Source organism: Litoreibacter janthinus, from assembly GCF_900111945.1.
Taxonomy (GTDB): domain Bacteria; phylum Pseudomonadota; class Alphaproteobacteria; order Rhodobacterales; family Rhodobacteraceae; genus Litoreibacter; species Litoreibacter janthinus.
The window spans coordinates 2,836,223-2,852,147 of the sequence record NZ_FOYO01000001.1 but is presented as its reverse complement, the minus strand read 5'-3'; the positions used below and the strand labels follow the sequence as shown (position 1 = coordinate 2,852,147).

At 55.9% G+C, this 15,925-nt stretch carries 16 protein-coding genes, 1 tRNA gene and 1 pseudogene; 7 read left to right on the top strand and 11 right to left on the bottom strand.

All coding sequences use genetic code 11. The features are described 5' to 3' along the window. Positions 1-32 precede the first annotated feature (32 nt). A complete protein-coding gene (locus BM352_RS14230; RefSeq protein ID WP_090218068.1) occupies positions 33-683 on the top strand; it encodes a GntR family transcriptional regulator in 651 nt (216 codons plus the stop codon). Here the strand turns inward: BM352_RS14230 and BM352_RS14225 are convergent. Together BM352_RS14225 and carA are read right to left on the bottom strand one after the other, a co-directional pair. After that, entirely contained in the window at positions 603-2,591 is a 1,989-nt protein-coding gene (locus BM352_RS14225; RefSeq protein ID WP_090218066.1) for a glycosyltransferase, read from the bottom strand. The genes BM352_RS14230 and BM352_RS14225 overlap by 81 nt on opposite strands. A gap of 60 nt (positions 2,592-2,651) precedes the next feature. Next, on the bottom strand, positions 2,652-3,806 hold the full coding sequence (gene carA, locus BM352_RS14220; RefSeq protein ID WP_090218064.1) for a glutamine-hydrolyzing carbamoyl-phosphate synthase small subunit: 1,155 nt from the start codon (positions 3,804-3,806) through the stop codon (positions 2,652-2,654). 168 nt (positions 3,807-3,974) lie between these two features. Here carA and BM352_RS14215 point away from each other — a divergent pair, with 168 nt between their 5' ends. Beyond that, a complete protein-coding gene (locus tag BM352_RS14215) occupies positions 3,975-4,433 on the top strand; it encodes a GatB/YqeY domain-containing protein (protein ID WP_090218062.1) in 459 nt (152 codons plus the stop codon). Positions 4,434-4,527: 94 nt separating this feature from the next. Here BM352_RS14215 and BM352_RS14210 read toward each other — a convergent pair whose 3' ends face one another. The 5 genes and pseudogenes from BM352_RS14210 to lipB all read right to left on the bottom strand — a co-directional run. After that, entirely contained in the window at positions 4,528-4,908 is a 381-nt protein-coding gene (locus BM352_RS14210; RefSeq protein ID WP_090218059.1) for a VOC family protein, read from the bottom strand. Between the two features lie 68 nt (positions 4,909-4,976). Beyond that, positions 4,977-5,717, bottom strand: coding sequence for a helix-turn-helix domain-containing protein (locus BM352_RS14205; protein WP_090218057.1), 741 nt, complete (start codon positions 5,715-5,717; stop codon positions 4,977-4,979). A gap of 93 nt (positions 5,718-5,810) precedes the next feature. Beyond that, entirely contained in the window at positions 5,811-6,350 is a 540-nt protein-coding gene (locus BM352_RS14200; protein ID WP_090218055.1) for a DUF2244 domain-containing protein, read from the bottom strand. 6 nt (positions 6,351-6,356) lie between these two features. Continuing rightward, the gene (gene ctaD, locus BM352_RS14195) at positions 6,357-8,027 is read right to left on the bottom strand and encodes a cytochrome c oxidase subunit I (protein WP_090218052.1); all 1,671 of its coding nucleotides are present in this window, start codon (positions 8,025-8,027) and stop codon (positions 6,357-6,359) included. A 333-nt stretch (positions 8,028-8,360) separates the two neighbouring features. Further along, positions 8,361-9,023, bottom strand: a pseudogene (gene lipB / locus BM352_RS14190) (lipoyl(octanoyl) transferase LipB); the annotation flags it as partial. Positions 9,024-9,133: 110 nt separating this feature from the next. Here lipB and BM352_RS14185 point away from each other — a divergent pair. The 3 genes from BM352_RS14185 to BM352_RS19310 all read left to right on the top strand — a co-directional run bounded on the left by BM352_RS14185 (position 9,134) and on the right by BM352_RS19310 (position 11,396). Then, positions 9,134-10,498, top strand: a complete 1,365-nt coding sequence (locus BM352_RS14185) for a peptidoglycan-binding domain-containing protein (protein WP_175500697.1) — start codon at positions 9,134-9,136, stop codon at positions 10,496-10,498. A 129-nt stretch (positions 10,499-10,627) separates the two neighbouring features. After that, positions 10,628-10,714, top strand: a tRNA-Leu gene (locus BM352_RS14180). A 187-nt stretch (positions 10,715-10,901) separates the two neighbouring features. Continuing rightward, the gene (locus BM352_RS19310) at positions 10,902-11,396 is read left to right on the top strand and encodes an integrase core domain-containing protein (protein ID WP_090218045.1); all 495 of its coding nucleotides are present in this window, start codon (positions 10,902-10,904) and stop codon (positions 11,394-11,396) included. 47 nt (positions 11,397-11,443) lie between these two features. On the opposite strand, the gene BM352_RS14170 is transcribed toward BM352_RS19310, so the two are convergent. Both BM352_RS14170 and BM352_RS14165 read right to left on the bottom strand, forming a co-directional pair. Next, complete coding sequence (locus BM352_RS14170) at positions 11,444-12,013, bottom strand: helix-turn-helix transcriptional regulator (protein WP_090218043.1); 570 nt, start codon at positions 12,011-12,013, stop codon at positions 11,444-11,446. A 73-nt stretch (positions 12,014-12,086) separates the two neighbouring features. Then, positions 12,087-12,602 (bottom strand): hypothetical protein, encoded by a 516-nt coding sequence (locus BM352_RS14165; RefSeq protein WP_090218040.1) that lies wholly within the window; start codon positions 12,600-12,602, stop codon positions 12,087-12,089. Between the two features lie 344 nt (positions 12,603-12,946). Here BM352_RS14165 and BM352_RS14160 point away from each other — a divergent pair, with 344 nt between their 5' ends. Beyond that, the gene (locus BM352_RS14160) at positions 12,947-13,213 is read left to right on the top strand and encodes a hypothetical protein (protein WP_090218038.1); all 267 of its coding nucleotides are present in this window, start codon (positions 12,947-12,949) and stop codon (positions 13,211-13,213) included. 229 nt (positions 13,214-13,442) lie between these two features. Here the strand turns inward: BM352_RS14160 and BM352_RS14155 are convergent, their stop codons facing one another. Beyond that, complete coding sequence (locus tag BM352_RS14155) at positions 13,443-14,099, bottom strand: hypothetical protein (protein WP_139229838.1); 657 nt, start codon at positions 14,097-14,099, stop codon at positions 13,443-13,445. 403 nt (positions 14,100-14,502) lie between these two features. Between BM352_RS14155 and BM352_RS14150 the strand changes: the two genes are divergently transcribed. After that, the gene (locus BM352_RS14150) at positions 14,503-15,006 is read left to right on the top strand and encodes a helix-turn-helix transcriptional regulator (protein WP_090218032.1); all 504 of its coding nucleotides are present in this window, start codon (positions 14,503-14,505) and stop codon (positions 15,004-15,006) included. A 261-nt stretch (positions 15,007-15,267) separates the two neighbouring features. Here BM352_RS14150 and BM352_RS19305 read toward each other — a convergent pair whose 3' ends face one another. Then, the gene (locus tag BM352_RS19305) at positions 15,268-15,876 is read right to left on the bottom strand and encodes a phage integrase central domain-containing protein (RefSeq protein WP_425434558.1); all 609 of its coding nucleotides are present in this window, start codon (positions 15,874-15,876) and stop codon (positions 15,268-15,270) included. Between the last annotated feature and the right edge of the window lie 49 nt (positions 15,877-15,925).

Below are 15,925 nucleotides of genomic sequence, written 5' to 3'. Positions count from 1 at the left end.
GCGTGTTGGGACGAAATTGGAAACGGTGAAGAATGTCGATTGAATTGCCTGCGACCAACGATGCTTACGGTTTGATCCTGCACGCGATCGACACCGGCATTTACAAACCTGGTAACCGATTGGTGGAAAGCGAATTGGCGGACAGGTTCGGAGTATCGCGCACCCCGATCCGCGAGGCGCTGCAGCGGCTGGAAACCCAATCCATGCTTACCCGCGACGGGCGATCGTTGATCGTGGCATCTCTGGATCACAACCAGATGGCAGAGCTTTACACCGTGCGCACCGCGCTGGAAGGTCTGGCGGCGGAACTCGCCGCGCAACATGCCGCCGTGGAAGAGGTTAAGGTGCTGTACGCCATGGTCGAGGAAGACCACGCGTTCCTGTCCGACCCGTCAAAGCTGTCGCAAGCAAACCGGCGGTTTCACCGGCAAATCCATCTGGCGTCGCATAACCAGTTTCTGGTGCAGCAGTTGGACCTTGTTTACCGCTCCATGGCGCTGCTTGCCACGACGTCGCTGGCGGCCGAAGGGCGCGGCGAAGTGGCTTTGGCGGAACATCTGGCGATTGTGCAAGCCATCGAGGCGCGGGACGGGGCTGCGGCGTCAAAGGCGCTGCGGGACCATTTGTCCATCGCCTTCCAGACGCGGCTGCGGATCGACGCCGGGGCGATCAATGCCGAGTGACGCTTCGCTGGCCCCGCCGAACATGCCGTGTTCGGTTTTGTCCCAGTAGAACGGGTTGAACAGCAGCTCTGCTAGTCCTTTATATGCGGCTACCGTGCCGAAGATGAAGTACACGGGCAGGGTTAGAATCCATCCGATATGTGGACGTTTTGCGATACTTGCGGTGGCTGTGACAAAGACCGCCAAAGTCACGAGTTCTGCCAGCAAAAAGAACCCAGATGCCCCCACAACCAAGGCTTTGGGCATCGGATCGAACACGGGGTTCGGCCAGTTGAACAGAAACGTCAGCAAGCTCCACCACAAAACGGGGGCCAAGAAGAACGACATGAGCGTACTGAGAAACAGGATTTGAAACCCGATGAACTTCCACGTCCCCAACTCGCGCCACAACAAGACAGGCTTGCGCATGTGGACGCACCACGTCACCGCATAACCTTTGAGCCAGCGGGAGCGTTGTTTGACCCATGGCCAGACATGGCTGTTTGCCTCTTCTTGAGTGACCGACTGCATCATTTCACACCGGTATCCGCGCCGAGCGAGACGCATGCCCAGATCGGCGTCCTCGGTCACGTTATGGGCGTCCCATGCACCGAGTTTGACCAATACGTCTCGGCGGAAAAACAGCGTGGTGCCACCAAGCGGGATGGCGAAGCCAAGTTTTTGCAACCCCGCTAGCATGACCCGAAACCAGCCCGCATATTCGAAGAAAAAACAACGCGATAGCCAGTTTGTTTTGGCGTTGTAGAAGCTGAGGATACCTTGCACGCAGGCCAGATCCGCACCACCTTCGGCAAATTTTCGGGCGACCTGATGAAGCTGGTCGGCATCCGGCGCGTCTTCTGCGTCATAGACCCCCACAAGCGAGCCGGAGGTGAAATCCAGCGCGTAATTTAAGGCGCGGGGCTTGGTTTGAACACCACCTTTTGGCACCCGCACGACCCGCATCCAGCGGGGCAAGCCGCCTTTGGTGAGAGCGTTTTCGGTGACCGTGTCTGAGGCCTCCACCACCAGACAGATTTCCAACAGTTCGTGCGGATAGGACAAGCGGGCGAGGCGTTTGACCAAGGCACCGGCAATGTCGCGCTCGCGAAACAGCGGCACGAGAATGGAAATTTTAGGGAGGCGGAGCGCGGGGCGAGGTCCCTCCGCCGGAGCAGGGTACGGGCGCTTTTTCAGCGCGATAACGGCACAGGCAGCTTTGAGCGTGCTGTTGAGGGCCAGCGCCAGACTTGCGGCCCCGAAGACGGACCAGATGAGCCATACCGGCGCGAAAAGCGCGCCTGCAACCGAAAGTGCCGCCACCGTCAACAACACGAGCCGCATCGCGCCTGTTGACCAGTTTCGGCAGCTGTCTTGCGGCGCTGTGCGGTGCTCGGCTTGCGCGGCGAGGGTGTCGCCGTATTGGGTGTGGATTGCATTCTGGACATCGCTATGGGCGGCCAGCACGAATTTAGCATCGCTCATCTCGGGCGGCAGCTTCACGCGAATGCTGGCAATCCGTTCGGGATGGGCTGTGGCGATCACCACGCGGTCGCCGCGTCTTCGCCACGGCATGAAGCCCAGCCGCAAACAGTCCTCTGCAACAAGGAGCGCCGCAAGCCTTGGGTCAGGTGGGGAAGCTTCGATATTTACCAGATGGGTGCCGTGCTGTTTGGCAAGAATGCGCAGGATGTCCTCTTCCGCGACATGGCCTTGCGCGATCAGGATTTCGCCCAAGGGCACGTTTTGGCGCGCTTGCAGGGCAAGGGCGATGAGCAGCTGCGGAGGAGTTATAAGCCCTTGATCTACCAGCAATTTGCCCAGCAGGGGATGGCTGCTATCACCCCCGTCAGGAAGGGTCGCGTCAAGAAAGACCCGCTGATCGGAATGCGCGTCGATCCGAACAGGGGCTTTGAGTGGCGCATTCATCTCGCGGTCTCCGGCGCAGCATATACACCGGAACTCTGGATGATCTAGGTTAAGGGTCGGTTAAGCGGAGACGTTGGCCTTTTCCGCCATGGCCGCTGCGAACCGCTCGAACAGGTAGTAGCTGTCTTGCGGTCCGGGGGAGGCCTCGGGGTGGTATTGCACCGAAAATACCGGACGATCAGCCATGCGGATACCACAGTTTGACCCGTCGAAAAGCGAGATATGGGTCTCCAGCACACCTTCGGGCAGGGTCTGGCTGTCCACAGTAAAGCCGTGGTTCATCGAGGTGATTTCAACCTTGCCAGTTTCCAGATCCTTGACAGGGTGGTTGGCGCCGTGGTGGCCGTGGTTCATCTTGATGGTTTTCGCGCCAAGGGCCAAAGCCAGCATTTGGTGGCCAAGGCAGATGCCAAACACGGGCAGATCTTTTTCCAGAACACCCTTGATCATTGGCACGGCATAAGTGCCTGTCGCCGCCGGATCACCGGGGCCGTTCGACAGAAACACACCGTCAGGGTTAAGGGCCAGAACATCTTCTGCCGTTGCAGTCGCGGGCAAAACGGTGACGTCACACCCAGCGGAGGCGAGACAGCGCAAGATATTGCGTTTCGCGCCGTAATCGATGGCGACAACCTTGTGGCCCGGTGTTGAGCGTTTGGTAAAGCCTTCGGGCCATGCCCAACGTTGCTCGTCCCATGTGTAGGATTGCGCGCAGGTGACTTCCTTGGCGAGGTCCAGACCTTCCAGCCCAGCGAAGCTACGCGCCGCGGCAACGAGCGCTTCCAGATCGAAATTGCCCTCAGGGTCATGCGCCATCGCCACATGCGGCGCACCTTGGGCGCGGATGGCGCGGGTCAGGCGGCGGGTATCGACGCCTCCCAATCCGATGCGACCGCGTTTCGCTAGCCAGTCGGTTAGCTCACCCGTGGCGCGCCAGTTGGACGGCTGGGTCGGGTCCCATTTGACCACCATGCCTGCAGCAACGGGGTCGGCGGTTTCGTCATCTTCGTCAGTCACGCCTGTATTGCCAATATGGGGGAAGGTGAATGTCACGATCTGCCCCGCGTAGGACGGATCGGTCATGATTTCCTGATAACCAGTCATCGCGGTGTTAAAGCAAAGCTCGGCGGTGGTCTGGCCGGTTGCCCCAAAACCGTGGCCGTAGAACACGGTGCCATCGGCCAGAACAAGACAGGCTGTCGGTTTGGAGGTCATGGCAGCGTCTCCCACAAAGCTGATTTTAAACTCGCCGATATCTACGGGGGGGCGCGGGGGGCGTCAACCACAGCGGGGGCCTTTTTTGCAACGCGCAAAGCGGCGGTTGTGATGTGACGGCGATTTGGGTAAAAGACGCGCCTCACAAGGTTTCAGGGAAGGCACCTTATGTCCAATGATTTGCGCGCACGCATTACAGACGCGCTTAAAGAAGCGATGAAAGCCAAGGACGCCGCGCGTCTGGGCACATTGCGTCTGATTAATGCTGCGATCAAAGACCAAGATATCGCCCTGCGGGTCGACGGCAAAAGCGTCGGCGACCCCGAGATTCTGGCGATTCTTGGCAAGATGGTGAAGCAGCGCCAAGAAAGCGCACGGGCCTACGAAGAAGGTGGGCGGCTGGAGCTCGCCGAACGCGAACTGGCCGAGGTTAAAGTGATCGAGGATTTCCTGCCAGCTCAACTGAGTGAAAAAGAAGCGGAAGCAGCAGTGGCTGCGGCGATCAAAGATGTCGGTGCCGAAAGCATCCGCGACATGGGGCGCGTCATGGGCGTGCTGAAGGGTAAATACACCGGCCAGATGGATTTCGGTGCGGTTGGCCCGATCGTAAAGGCACGACTGGGTTAGGGGCTTGGCCCTTCTGACATCCACAAAACGCGTCACGGGCAACTGTTGGTGTTGCCCGTGATCTTGAGGCTCAGGCTTGATGCGGCCCTCCGATCTATTTCAGTGAGTTAATGCCGAACATGTTGCCTTCGCTGTCTTGGCACAGGGCGACAAAGCCGAACTCCCCGATCGAGAACTTCGGCTTGATGACCACGCCGCCAGCTCCGGCCACGCGTGCTTCAGGCTCGGCGCAATCGTCAGCCATAAAATAGACGATCGTGCCGCCGACTCCCGGGCCTGCGTGAGGGGATTTCGTCAAAGCGCCCGCCGCACCGTAAGCGCTCATGTCGGCGGGGAAGGCCATCATTTGGGTTTCGCCGGTCGGGTCACCCATCTGCTCCAGCTTTGCGCCCAACACTGTTTCGTAAAAGGCGACCGCCCGATCAAGGTCGTCTACAAAGATGTCGAACCATCCAACTGCATTCATTTTTGACATATTCAGCTCCATTGCTTGTCGTTATGCCAATCACCTAACAAGCAGCAGGTGGTCCTGTATTGTAGATTTCAGACATCGAACTTTCGCGCGTATTTTCCGGGGGTGTATCCTGTCGCTTTTCGGAAGGAATGGATGAAATGGGACTGATCTGCATAAGACCATGTGTCATTCCCGTTCAGCGACTGCTGTAAACGAAGAATCTTGAGGAAATCATGCGGTGCAAAACCGGTGGTGCGCTTGAGCGTTCGTTGCAACTGGCGCGGTGATAGATGCGAAATCTCCGCCATGTCTGCCACGGACTGAATGTCGTCGAGATGCTGGAATATCTTCTCGGTTACGGGGTTCACATCGACTAGTTTGCGGTTGATCAGCTCTTCGACGAGTGTGGTTAGGGTGTTTTGCTGGTCGGCGAAGTCGCGACCTGCAAGCTCTTGGTTTACCTCGATCAAGGGCAGTTCGCCTGTGTAGGCCGCATCAACCATGCCGTGGGACACCGGCTCGACACTGCTTTGCCAGACACCAGGCAGGAACCGGATGTTCACGAAATGGAAAGAGCGTCCAAGGTTGAATTCCTCGGATGTGGCCCGCAACTTGGAGACGCCGGTGATATTGCGGTCGCGCTGGTCGAAAACGACATAGGCGCAGGCGTCGGGCAGGGCGTGGAAGCGGTAGTCTTCGGGCAGCACTCCGTCAGTCTTCAGTTCCAGATACCGATGCACAATTCCGCGCAAGTGGCTCGGTGGTTCGGCCTCGACGAAGTGGACTGTTTGGACGGCCTTGTCTTTGCCGTTGCCTTTGGGATCGTACATACCTGCGGTGCTTCTCGTATAGTCAGTCTGGGCCGGTAAGTCGTTGTAGCGAGACAATGTGGTTTGGCAAAGCGAAGGCTTGGCTTTGAGCCGTCAACGCGGCTCGACCGCGAGAAAGCGCAGTTTGTCTTCCAGCTCTTCCTTAAGCTCTATGCGTTCCTCAGGAGTTAGGAAGGCACCCATTTCCACTTCGCGCGGCCCGCCGCGCAGGGTCAGATACGCTTCAACAGGTTTGTCGTGGGATATGACTTCGACCCAGTACGGGTTTGCCTCCCAGTCTTGGCGCGTACCATCAGGGTTGCGGCGCACCAAAGTCATGTGGTCTGGCCAAAGGCTAAGTTCCTCCACCAACTGGCCCGAGCGGTAGCTGCGCATGATGAACACCCAAAGCAGGGCGACGGTGAGCACCAGAAACGGCAGCAAGACCCAGATAGCGGCGGTGCCGATCAGGGGAAGCAGCGGGAAGGTGAGCATGATGCAGGTGATCGCGATGAAGAATACGAAACCGCCGCGGGGTAGGGAGCGGTGCGGCCAAAGGAGCACGCGATACATCGGTGCTTTGCCTTCGTAAGAAGAAAGGGCCTCGGGATAGTCCGAGGCCCCTTTCGATAGGTTTATATGCTGGATTGGCATGGCCGGTTAATGGCTATGGCCTTTGTCCCAGTCCGACTGCTTAGGCAGGATCTCGAACGTGTGTTCCGGTGGAGGGCAGGGCAGGGTCCATTCCAGCGTGTCAGCATATTCGTTCCATGGGTTTGCTTCTGTCACGCGGCGACCTTTGGTTAGCGTGTAGAACAGAACACCGATGAAGAAGATGAACGATGCAAAGGACAAGAAGGCGCCCCAGCTCGACACGTAGTTCCAGTAGGCGAAGGCCTCCGGGTAGTCGATATAACGACGTGGCATACCTTGGCGGCCCAGGAAGTGCTGTGGGAAGAACGTCAGGTTGGCCCCGATGAACATTGCCCAGAAGTGCAGCTTGCCAGCCCATTCAGGATACATGCGGCCCGAGAACTTCGGCAGGTAGAAGTAGATGCCTGCGAAGATACAGAACACAGCGCCCAAGCTCATCACGTAGTGGAAGTGTGCCACAACGTAGTAGGTGTCGTGATAGGCTCGGTCGATGCCAGCTTGCGACAGCACGATGCCGGTCACGCCGCCCACGGTGAAGAGGAACAGGAAGCCGAAGGCCCAGAGCATTGGCGTTTTCATCTCGATTGAGCCGCCCCACATGGTGGCGATCCACGAGAAGATCTTGATGCCTGTTGGCACCGCGATCACCATCGTGGCCATCATGAAGTAGGACTGCTGCGACAGGCTCATGCCAACTGTGTACATGTGGTGCGCCCACACGACGAAGCCAAGCGCGCCGATTGCAACCATTGCATAGACCATCGGCAGATAGCCAAAGATCGGCTTCTTGGAGAAGGTCGCGATGATGTGGCTGATGATGCCGAAGCCCGGAACGATGATGATATACACCTCGGGGTGACCGAAGAACCAAAGCAAGTGTTGGTACAGGATCGGGTCGCCGCCGCCTTCAGGTTGGAAGAAGGTGGTGCCGAAGTTCCGGTCTGTCAGTAGCATGGTGATGGCGCCAGCCAGCACAGGCAGGGACAGCAGGATCAGCCACGAGGTGACGAAGATCGACCAGCCGAACAGTGGCACTTTGTGCAGGGTCATCCCCGGCGCGCGCATGTTCAGGAAAGTGGTGATCATGTTGATCGCGCCCAAGATGGACGATGCGCCGGACATGTGGACTGCGAAAATCGCGAAGTCCATCGACATGCCTGCCTCGGAAGTGGACAGCGGCGCGTACAGCACCCAGCCAACGCCGGAGCCAAGCTGGTCGTTGCCACCCGGGGTCAGCAGGGAAGCCACCGCCAGCGAACAGCCAGCGACATACATCCAGTAAGACAGGTTATTCATCCGAGGGAACGCCATGTCTGGTGCGCCGATTTGCAATGGCATCAAGTAGTTACCAAAGCCGCCGAACAGGGCAGGGATCACGACGAAGAACATCATCAAGATGCCGTGGCCGGTGATCAGCACGTTCCAGAGGTGGCCGTTCGGGGTACAATCCGCAACGGCTGCTGCCGTCAGGCGTGCGCCCTCAAGGCACATGTATTGAACGCCGGGCTCCATCAGCTCCATCCGCATGTAGACGGTGAAGATGACGGATACCAAGCCCATCAGGCCGGCGGTGAAGAGATACAAGATCCCGATATCTTTATGGTTCGTGGACATGAACCAGCGGGTGAAGAATCCCCGCTCGTCGTGGTCGTGCCCTTGGATGGCTGCGTCGGCCATGCGATTCTCCCGTTTCCACTCGTTTTTGCACAGAGCTGTTGGTCCCTGCACGAAGATCGGGGCAGAGTCGCCCCGTTATTGTTCATCTGTTTTAGAGACGATAGGCGGGCGGGGCAATGTTTCAACCGCCTGTTATACGCGCAAAATGTCGCATTTTCTGCGAATGTCAGGTGGCTGCCCAGCCTTTGAGATCCGTTATCTGTTAGCCAGGCCGCAACCTGTCAAGTTGGCGGCTGTGCAAATGGTCCTTAGACATCAGTTGGGGCAGAGCACCAAAGACACAAGCCTATCGCCAATCAGCAGGCGGGTTCTGCGGGAGCTGGCGTTAAACAGCTAGTCGTCCATGCCGAATGCCGTGTCGAACTGGGTCCGGAGCGCGACATCAAGATCGGCCATGGTCACGGGCAAACCCAAATCGATCAGGGAGGTCACTCCGTGTTCCGAGATGCCGCAGGGGACGATGCCGCTGAAATGTTCCAGATTGGGTTCGACATTAATCGACAGCCCGTGAAACGTCACCCATTTGCGGACCCGAACGCCGATCGCGGCGATTTTGTCCTCGGCCAATTCACCGCTGGGCTGGAGCGGTTTGTCCGGCCGTTCGACCCAGACACCAACGCGACCTTCGCGAATGTGACCCGTGACGTTGAACTCTGCCAGAGTGGCAATCACCCAATGCTCAAGTTGCTGGACGTATTTGCGCACGTCGCGTCCGCGCCGGTTCAGGTCCAACATCGCATAGGCCACCCGCTGGCCGGGCCCGTGATACGTGTATTGCCCGCCACGTCGTGTCTCGTGGACAGGGAAACGGTCGGGTGCAACCAGATCGGCGACATTGGCGGAGGTTCCGGCAGTGTAAAGCGGCGGATGCTCGACCAACCAGATGCACTCTGAGGCTTCGCCGCGATGGATCGCGTCAGCGCGGTTTTCCATGAACGCGACTGCTTCCGCATAGTCGGTTAAGCCGTCGGTTGTGATCCAGTCCACCATGGTTTGTGCCTTTGTTTCAAAGGGCTCTCGCCAGACGTTGCATGTTTTTTCTAGGCCCGAATTCGCTCGGCGTGCTACGCTGTGAGGGTATTTAGCTGTGTTTAAGGATGAATTGCATGTTTTTTAAAAATATTACAATGGCTTGTGCTGCGGCGGCAATGCTGACCGTTCCAGCGACTCGTGTTTCGGCAGATAGTGGAGACTTCGCTGCGGGTATCGTGGCGGGCGTTGTCGGTTCCGCAATTGTTCGGAACGCAGGCAAACAAAAACGCGTTGTGCGGAAAAGAACTTACACCCCGAAAAAAGCGGCTGTGCCGTCTTACATCCGGCAAGAGCGCCGTGAAATCCAGACCTCTTTGAACTACTTCGGTTTCCCGGCTGGTACGCCAGATGGCGTTTTGGGGCGCAATTCGCGGGCTGCCATTTCCAACTATCAGGCCCATATGGGCTATCCTGCCACGGGGCAGCTAACGGATTACGAAAAGAACTTCTTACTGCAAAGCTATAACCGCGCACTTGCTGGCGGAGCGGCCACAAGTCAGCTGATCGCGGCCAGCCCAACTGGTCCACGCGGTCTTCTGACCCGCTACCGGAACGAGGCCGCTGGCGTCGCCACGGCTGGTGCCGTGGCATCTGCGCCTGCAACGACCGTTGTCGTGGCACCGCAGCCGCAAGTTTTGCAGCCTCAGGTTCTTGGCGGAACGACCACGACAACTACCACTGTGACGGCCTTGGCCGGAGCCGGGGCGGCTGCATTGGGCACACCGCAGACGGGCTCGCTTCCAAGCTTCATGGCGCAGACCGCTGACGTCTCTTTGGCCTCGCACTGCAATCAGGTGTCGTTGCTGACGTCGACGAATGGCGGCTTCATGACCACTGAGACCATGGTGGACAGCAATCTGGCCCTGAATGAGCAATTCTGCCTTGCGCGGACCTACGCCATCGCCGAAGGCGAGCAACTGGCATCGAAAATCCAAGGCTTCACACCGGCGCAGATCGCGCAGCAATGTGAAGGCTTCGGCCCTGCTTTGAAAGAGCATGTCGCCGCCATGTCACTGAAACCGCACACCGCCGTGTTGCAAGACGTTTCCGGCTTCGTTTTGGGCACAGGCATGTCGCCGGTCCAACTGGCTGGCACTGCAAAGATCTGCCTCTCGGTCGGGTATCGCACGGATAACATGGATGTGGCCGTCGGCTCTGCCTTGCTCTTGGCGGTGCTGGGTGAGCAGGTCTATGCCGAGCTCATGGGCCACCATTTGGCGCAAGGGTTTGGCGTGTCCAAGCGGACCGATCTGGCGCTGGCATGGTACGACATGGGTCTCACGGCAATCGAGAACGGCGCAACACCGGTCTTCGCACCCGGTCAGCCAGAGCGTAACGCGCTTTTGCGCAAGGCGTCCTTCTCGCTGGGAAGCAACGCGGCAATCGTTCCGCAGGTGCAGCCCGCATCGGCCCTGCCAATCTTTAAGGTCGAGCCATAAGCGACCCGACACGCAACAAATTGAAGGCCGGAGATGGACACCATCTCCGGCCTTTTTCAATCCATGCGTTTTTGCGCTTCACAAGGGCGGGGGGGCAGGCTAGAACGCCGCCCACATCCCTATGATTTTGCGGTCGTGGCGGAATTGGTAGACGCGCAGCGTTGAGGTCGCTGTTCTGTAACAAGAGTGAGGGTTCGAGTCCCTCCGACCGCACCAAATCTTCCAAAGTTATTAATTTAATTCAATGAATTGAGCGGATTTACTTTAGCCTAGGCCACCCTTTTAGCTCCAATCAGTTGAAATTTTGGGGGTGCCAATTGAAGCGTGGTAAGCGCGCTCTGAGGGTTATGCCTGATCTCAGAAGTGCTTTGCAGGATGTTCTTGCAATGTTCTATTTTGAGCTATGCCAGCAGCGCGCCCATCAGCTAACCCACTCCGAAATCACCGAATGCGAGAAGCGGCGAACCCGAACCGATTGCTCGCGGTCCGGTGCAACCTATGCCGCCGAACTGTCATTTTTTGGGCGGGCGACTTGGTTCAGGTGGTTGGGCGTGACCACCAAGTGCATTTGCCACCATTCCCCTATTCCCAATGCAGAACAGGTGAATACCTCAATGTCGTTTGTACAATCCCGTCAGCGTCAGAGCTAGAAATCTTGTCCGTTCGTCGTCCAGTGAAGAGGATTGGCACGTGGATTTGGCGAAACGAGAAGGGGCTCTTTCTTGACAACATCTTTGTCGAGCGACTGTGGCGGTCTTTGAAATGCGAGTGCGACTATCTGCATGCTTGGCAGATCAGGCCAAAAGCTAAAGCTGGCGTCAGAAAGTGGATCGAGTTTGATAATCACAAGCGACCGCTATCTGCCTTTGGCAGTCAACCACCTGCCGTGTTCGATTGACAGAGAAACGAAACAACCAGCCCCGATCAGCAGGTGCAAAGAGTAGCTTAATTTACGCCAGATACCGTCCAACTAATGGGGGGTAGCTCAGCTGCATTGGTTTTCTTTTCTTCAACCGTGACACCCGCCAGCAACTCTTCGACGAGAAATGAAATGATCTGTTGACGGTTCATGAAGTTCGATTTGCGATAAATCGCAGTCATTTGGCTTTTGACCGTGGAGGCCGATGTGCCGCGCAGATCTGCGATCTCGGAATTCGAAAAGCCCTTCATTGCAAAAATTGCGATCTCGCGCTCAGAGTCTGAAAGACCCCAGTTGATAAACTGCGTCTCCAAGTAGGCGCGATAGTTGCCTGATACATTCGCAATCTGCTGGTCGAGTGCCGAAATACGCTGTTGGCTACGACGTAGAAAGACAGAGGTTACAACAACTCCCGTGATCAGTCCGACACTAGCCGATATTTGGATAATTTCCTGGATGTTCCACGGCAAAGGCCGCGACCTCAACCCAAGGACTTCTCCCCAGAGCTCACCAAGAAAGAACAAAGCGCTGACTGATTGAAAAATCAGTGCGACATAAATGAAAAGCAGAGAGGGTCGTACATTGTTCAAGCTCATATGCCTTCCTACCTTTACAACTCAACGATTTGACAAAATAACCGGCATGAAACTCATACTCTTTCGTTAGATTTCAGAGCCCAAGCCCATCAATAGCGCTCTCGATTGCGCCACCGACATTTCCGACAACACCGCCTGCTGTCCCGGTAAGGCCCCCCGAAGTGCCGACAGAGGCTCCAATACCGTTACCAACACCTACCGAAACTTCAGAATTCAAGCTTGCTCCAGAAGAAGACGAACTAGAGTTGGTCTGGCTCTCTTCTACTTGGGTCGAACCGCTACTAGAGATAATAGCGTCTCGTTTAATCTCTCCCGTAGAACGGCTGATGATGATCTCGCGTAGGTTGTTGTTTTTGAGAGCCAATACCCGGATGCGACCGAGCAAGGATTTTTTGACAGAGACGATCTTAAAACCCTCACTGCGCAGTTTCTGAACTGTATGTTGGTAGCTTTTGCCAGCGACCTCAGTCCTGACCACCTGCGATCCAATAGCGTCAAGGCTTTGCGATTGGGCGACCGAGGCCCCAGAGATACTCACAGCAAGGGCCGTACCAAGCACTGCAATGCACCGAGAGTTGAATGCTATCATAATTGCTACCTTTCAAGGAACATGAGTAGCCACCCTTTCAGGCAGAGATGTGACCGTAATCTGACGTAATTTATGCTTTAGATGAATCCACCCTTGGGTAGCTACTCGCATTCTACTACCAACGTATGATGCCAGGTTTTTGAACGATAGCTAAGGCCCAAAGGTGGACTGGATCAGATCTTCACAGGGCTGGATTAGAGAGATCTAAAGATCATCCTCCTTTGGGTGGAAACGCTGATTTTCCACCCTCGAGGGCGTGTTACGAACGGGAGATTTGTTCAACGATTAACTCAGCTGGCCGCTGCGGCCGCGCGTTAAATTCTGAGTTACCGTGAGGAACCATCATGTACCATGACCGTTACAACGAACTTGATGATAGCACGCCAATTGGCATCACTGGCCCCACTCTAAGTAAGACTGAGGTTATCAGCCTATTCGCAAAAGACCTTGCGGCGCATGCCTTGGTAAGGCCTGCCGATAGACGTCGACTTGGGCTGGTCGCCACTCAACCTTCCTACCGGAACTTCGACAAAGTCATGCGTCGCGGTCGTTTAGCGGCACTAAAATCGAATATCGATGCCCGTAACCCGGTGCCGAACCAGCTATCATGATTTTTGTCTGATTTCAGATTGATCATGAACACTGTCCAGGCCGGCAATCAGGTATCGCGATTTTGAAGCCAGTTCTGGGGAGGTATTCGAAAGAACACTGGGTGACCAAACACGCGCTGAGCCTACGGTGTCCGCTTGCCCAAGGTTACTGTCAAATGGGAAAAGCTGACCAGACGGTTGTTCCATCCGGTCAGCTTCAAAAAGTGTAGCTGCTAGTCTTCAAATCCAATCACAGCGATCTTCGGATTTTTCTTACGCTGGTATTCAAGCTTATCCCACTTGAACTCACGTTGGACATCGGGAGCTTCATCCGGATCTCAGCCACTTCGTCGAACAACCCAGCATCGAGCGCAATTGTAATGTCGACGTAACGCTTATCAAAGGAATTTACAGCCTTGACGACACCGACAGCCTTGTTGCCTCGTGCGACCACTTCCATACCGACGAGGTCGCTAGCAACCAACCTCACCAATTTCTTGGCTTGCCCACCGCTAGCTGCGCGTGTTGCCAAGCGGGCCACTGGTGCTTGAGAAGTTGCCTGTTGCGAACATGAAGCGCTTCCAACGCACACTTCCGCCGTCACATTTGTGGGGGTCGTGCCGTTGCCGATTGTTGCATTTACGGTTTCGGTTGCGACAGTCCCGCCTCCTAAACTGACATTGCCAGTTTCGCTAACGCTGGCAACACTATCGCTGCCACCTAAGCTGCCAGAAACCGACTCTGTTGCGCTGCCTACGCCGCCGACGCTTGCGCTGGCAGTTTCCGTAACGCCACCAGAAACACCACCAACAGCGCCGCCCAATCCACCGCCGCCTCCTAAATCGATTGCGGCTGCTGGCGATGCGAGCAGGGCTAGCGTCACGGCCAGCGACTTGGTGTTCTTCAAATGAAACATGACAATCTCCTGTTTTTTCTAATTCTATCTGCGACTCCATGAACCCAGAGAATGGAGGCCATGATTTGGTGTAAATACGGCAAAAATTTGAGCTTTTTGACTGGTTGGTAAACTATCGGTTTAAAGTCCTTTGATGCCATCATCTTAGCGGCCGAAGGACTTGCAAAACTGTTTGATAAATTGTTGATTGCTTAGATGGTTTCGACATACAGTGCGGAACTCACAAGTTTCGACACACTTTTTCAAAGATGCGACTCGTTTGTGAAAACCAAGAAGTTTGGAAATGCATTACCTTTTCTTAGCGATGGCGAAGAAAAGGTGCGCAGCTTGATCGTTTGACCGCTATCGCGTCGAAGATTAGGCCTTACTGATAATATTTGAGGTCAACATACTCATGCTACGTATCTGGTTTTCAGGGATAGTATTGGTGACAGTAGTTGGGATTGTTGGAACTTTTAGCGTCTTGTACTTTGTTTTCCCGTTAGCCGCGATTGGCCTAACGAGAGTATTCGGGCTTTTTGCTCTGTTCTTCGGGCTATCAGGAGTCGTAGCGTGCGTCAGCTTCGCTTTGTCCAAGGCCTACTCAGACAATCATTTCAAGCAGCGATTAGCGCCTAGAGTAGAAGAACCAGAGGAGAAAACGGCAGTCATTTTACGCAACGCACTCAAGTGGGGTCTGTCACGGGCAGAAGCTGACGTCGCTATTTTTGTGGCCAAGGGGTTTTCCAATAGCGAGATCGCTGACATGCGGGGCTGCGCGGTTGCGACAGTGAAATCTCAGCTTGGTAAAATCTACCAGAAATCGGGCCTCGGTTCACGCTATCAACTCATTACTTTTGTCGCCGATGAAGTCTACATTTCGCATGGCGAACCGAAAGACAGTAAATCAGAATTATAAACCCGTGACGCGCTTCCACTGGCTGGAAGTGTCAAGGGAGCTCCATGAAGTGGGGTTGAGGTTTGCTAACTGCTACCTCAACTTGCGAGTGTCGAGGCTTAGATCGTTGTCGCACCACGACCGGCTTGAGCTTGATTATAGGTCCGGTTCAGGCCGATTTTTATGGGTTGCTTCCTAGACTTTCCGATGCCCGAAATTCACTGGGAGGCGAAAATTCCGTAAAGTGGGTTCGAAGCGGGCTTTCGTTGCACGTCCAGAGTTTCACGTTACAACTTCAATAGTGTCTCGCACTTTCCTGCCAAGAAGCGACGTCAAACGACGAACGTTTTCCATCTCTTTTGTACGCATCCCGTGCCGGTAGTTGGGATGCGCAGTACCAAACGGCGCGCCACCTTCAGCGCCATGCAGGCGGCAAACGTTCCATCCTCGCTTAGAGGGGCACTTGCATCGTTGCCGTGTGCTCTTTGCCGTAAGCAAGCGCAAGGCCAGCTCTGTCACCGTTCCCTCCGAGAGCGATTGATAAAACGTCGGTACGTCGCGCCAATGCAAAGAGGGAATGTGCTTAACGGTGTGGCGCTGTTTACCCAGCAAGGCCTTGGCCTTGTCAGTGGCTTGCATATCAACGTCCAAGCCCAGCGCCGCCGCGTGACGTAGGCATATGCCCAAACGGTCCATCGCCTTTTTGGCGGTATCCGCTTTCGTGTGCCAGATCGGCGCGAGGGTATCCCGGATGTCGCGTTGGTCTATGTCTGAAACGGGTACCTTTCCCAGCTTTGGGAGGACGTGAAGTTGCAAGGGGGAGAACCAACGACCCGCTTTGCCATCACCTTTCAGTTCTGCCTTGCGGCTTTCAAAGGCATCAAGCGCCACGTCTTGCAACAGGTGCATGTCGCGGGCCGCGTCTCGGTTCTGCTTGTCT

Bases quoted from the DNA above. Each gene is read 5' to 3' on its own strand.
- BM352_RS14230 (WP_090218068.1), top strand. From the start codon at position 33: ATGTCGATTGAATTGCCTGCGACCAACGATGCTTACGGTTTGATCCTG.
- BM352_RS14225 (WP_090218066.1), bottom strand. From the start codon at position 2,591: ATGAATGCGCCACTCAAAGCCCCTGTTCGGATCGACGCGCATTCCGAT.
- carA (WP_090218064.1), bottom strand. From the start codon at position 3,806: ATGACCTCCAAACCGACAGCCTGTCTTGTTCTGGCCGATGGCACCGTG.
- BM352_RS14215 (WP_090218062.1), top strand. From the start codon at position 3,975: ATGTCCAATGATTTGCGCGCACGCATTACAGACGCGCTTAAAGAAGCG.
- BM352_RS14210 (WP_090218059.1), bottom strand. From the start codon at position 4,908: ATGTCAAAAATGAATGCAGTTGGATGGTTCGACATCTTTGTAGACGAC.
- BM352_RS14205 (WP_090218057.1), bottom strand. From the start codon at position 5,717: ATGTACGATCCCAAAGGCAACGGCAAAGACAAGGCCGTCCAAACAGTC.
- BM352_RS14200 (WP_090218055.1), bottom strand. From the start codon at position 6,350: ATGCCAATCCAGCATATAAACCTATCGAAAGGGGCCTCGGACTATCCC.
- ctaD (WP_090218052.1), bottom strand. From the start codon at position 8,027: ATGGCCGACGCAGCCATCCAAGGGCACGACCACGACGAGCGGGGATTC.
- BM352_RS14185 (WP_175500697.1), top strand. From the start codon at position 9,134: ATGTTTTTTAAAAATATTACAATGGCTTGTGCTGCGGCGGCAATGCTG.
- BM352_RS19310 (WP_090218045.1), top strand. From the start codon at position 10,902: ATGCCAGCAGCGCGCCCATCAGCTAACCCACTCCGAAATCACCGAATG.
- BM352_RS14170 (WP_090218043.1), bottom strand. From the start codon at position 12,013: ATGAGCTTGAACAATGTACGACCCTCTCTGCTTTTCATTTATGTCGCA.
- BM352_RS14165 (WP_090218040.1), bottom strand. From the start codon at position 12,602: ATGATAGCATTCAACTCTCGGTGCATTGCAGTGCTTGGTACGGCCCTT.
- BM352_RS14160 (WP_090218038.1), top strand. From the start codon at position 12,947: ATGTACCATGACCGTTACAACGAACTTGATGATAGCACGCCAATTGGC.
- BM352_RS14150 (WP_090218032.1), top strand. From the start codon at position 14,503: ATGCTACGTATCTGGTTTTCAGGGATAGTATTGGTGACAGTAGTTGGG.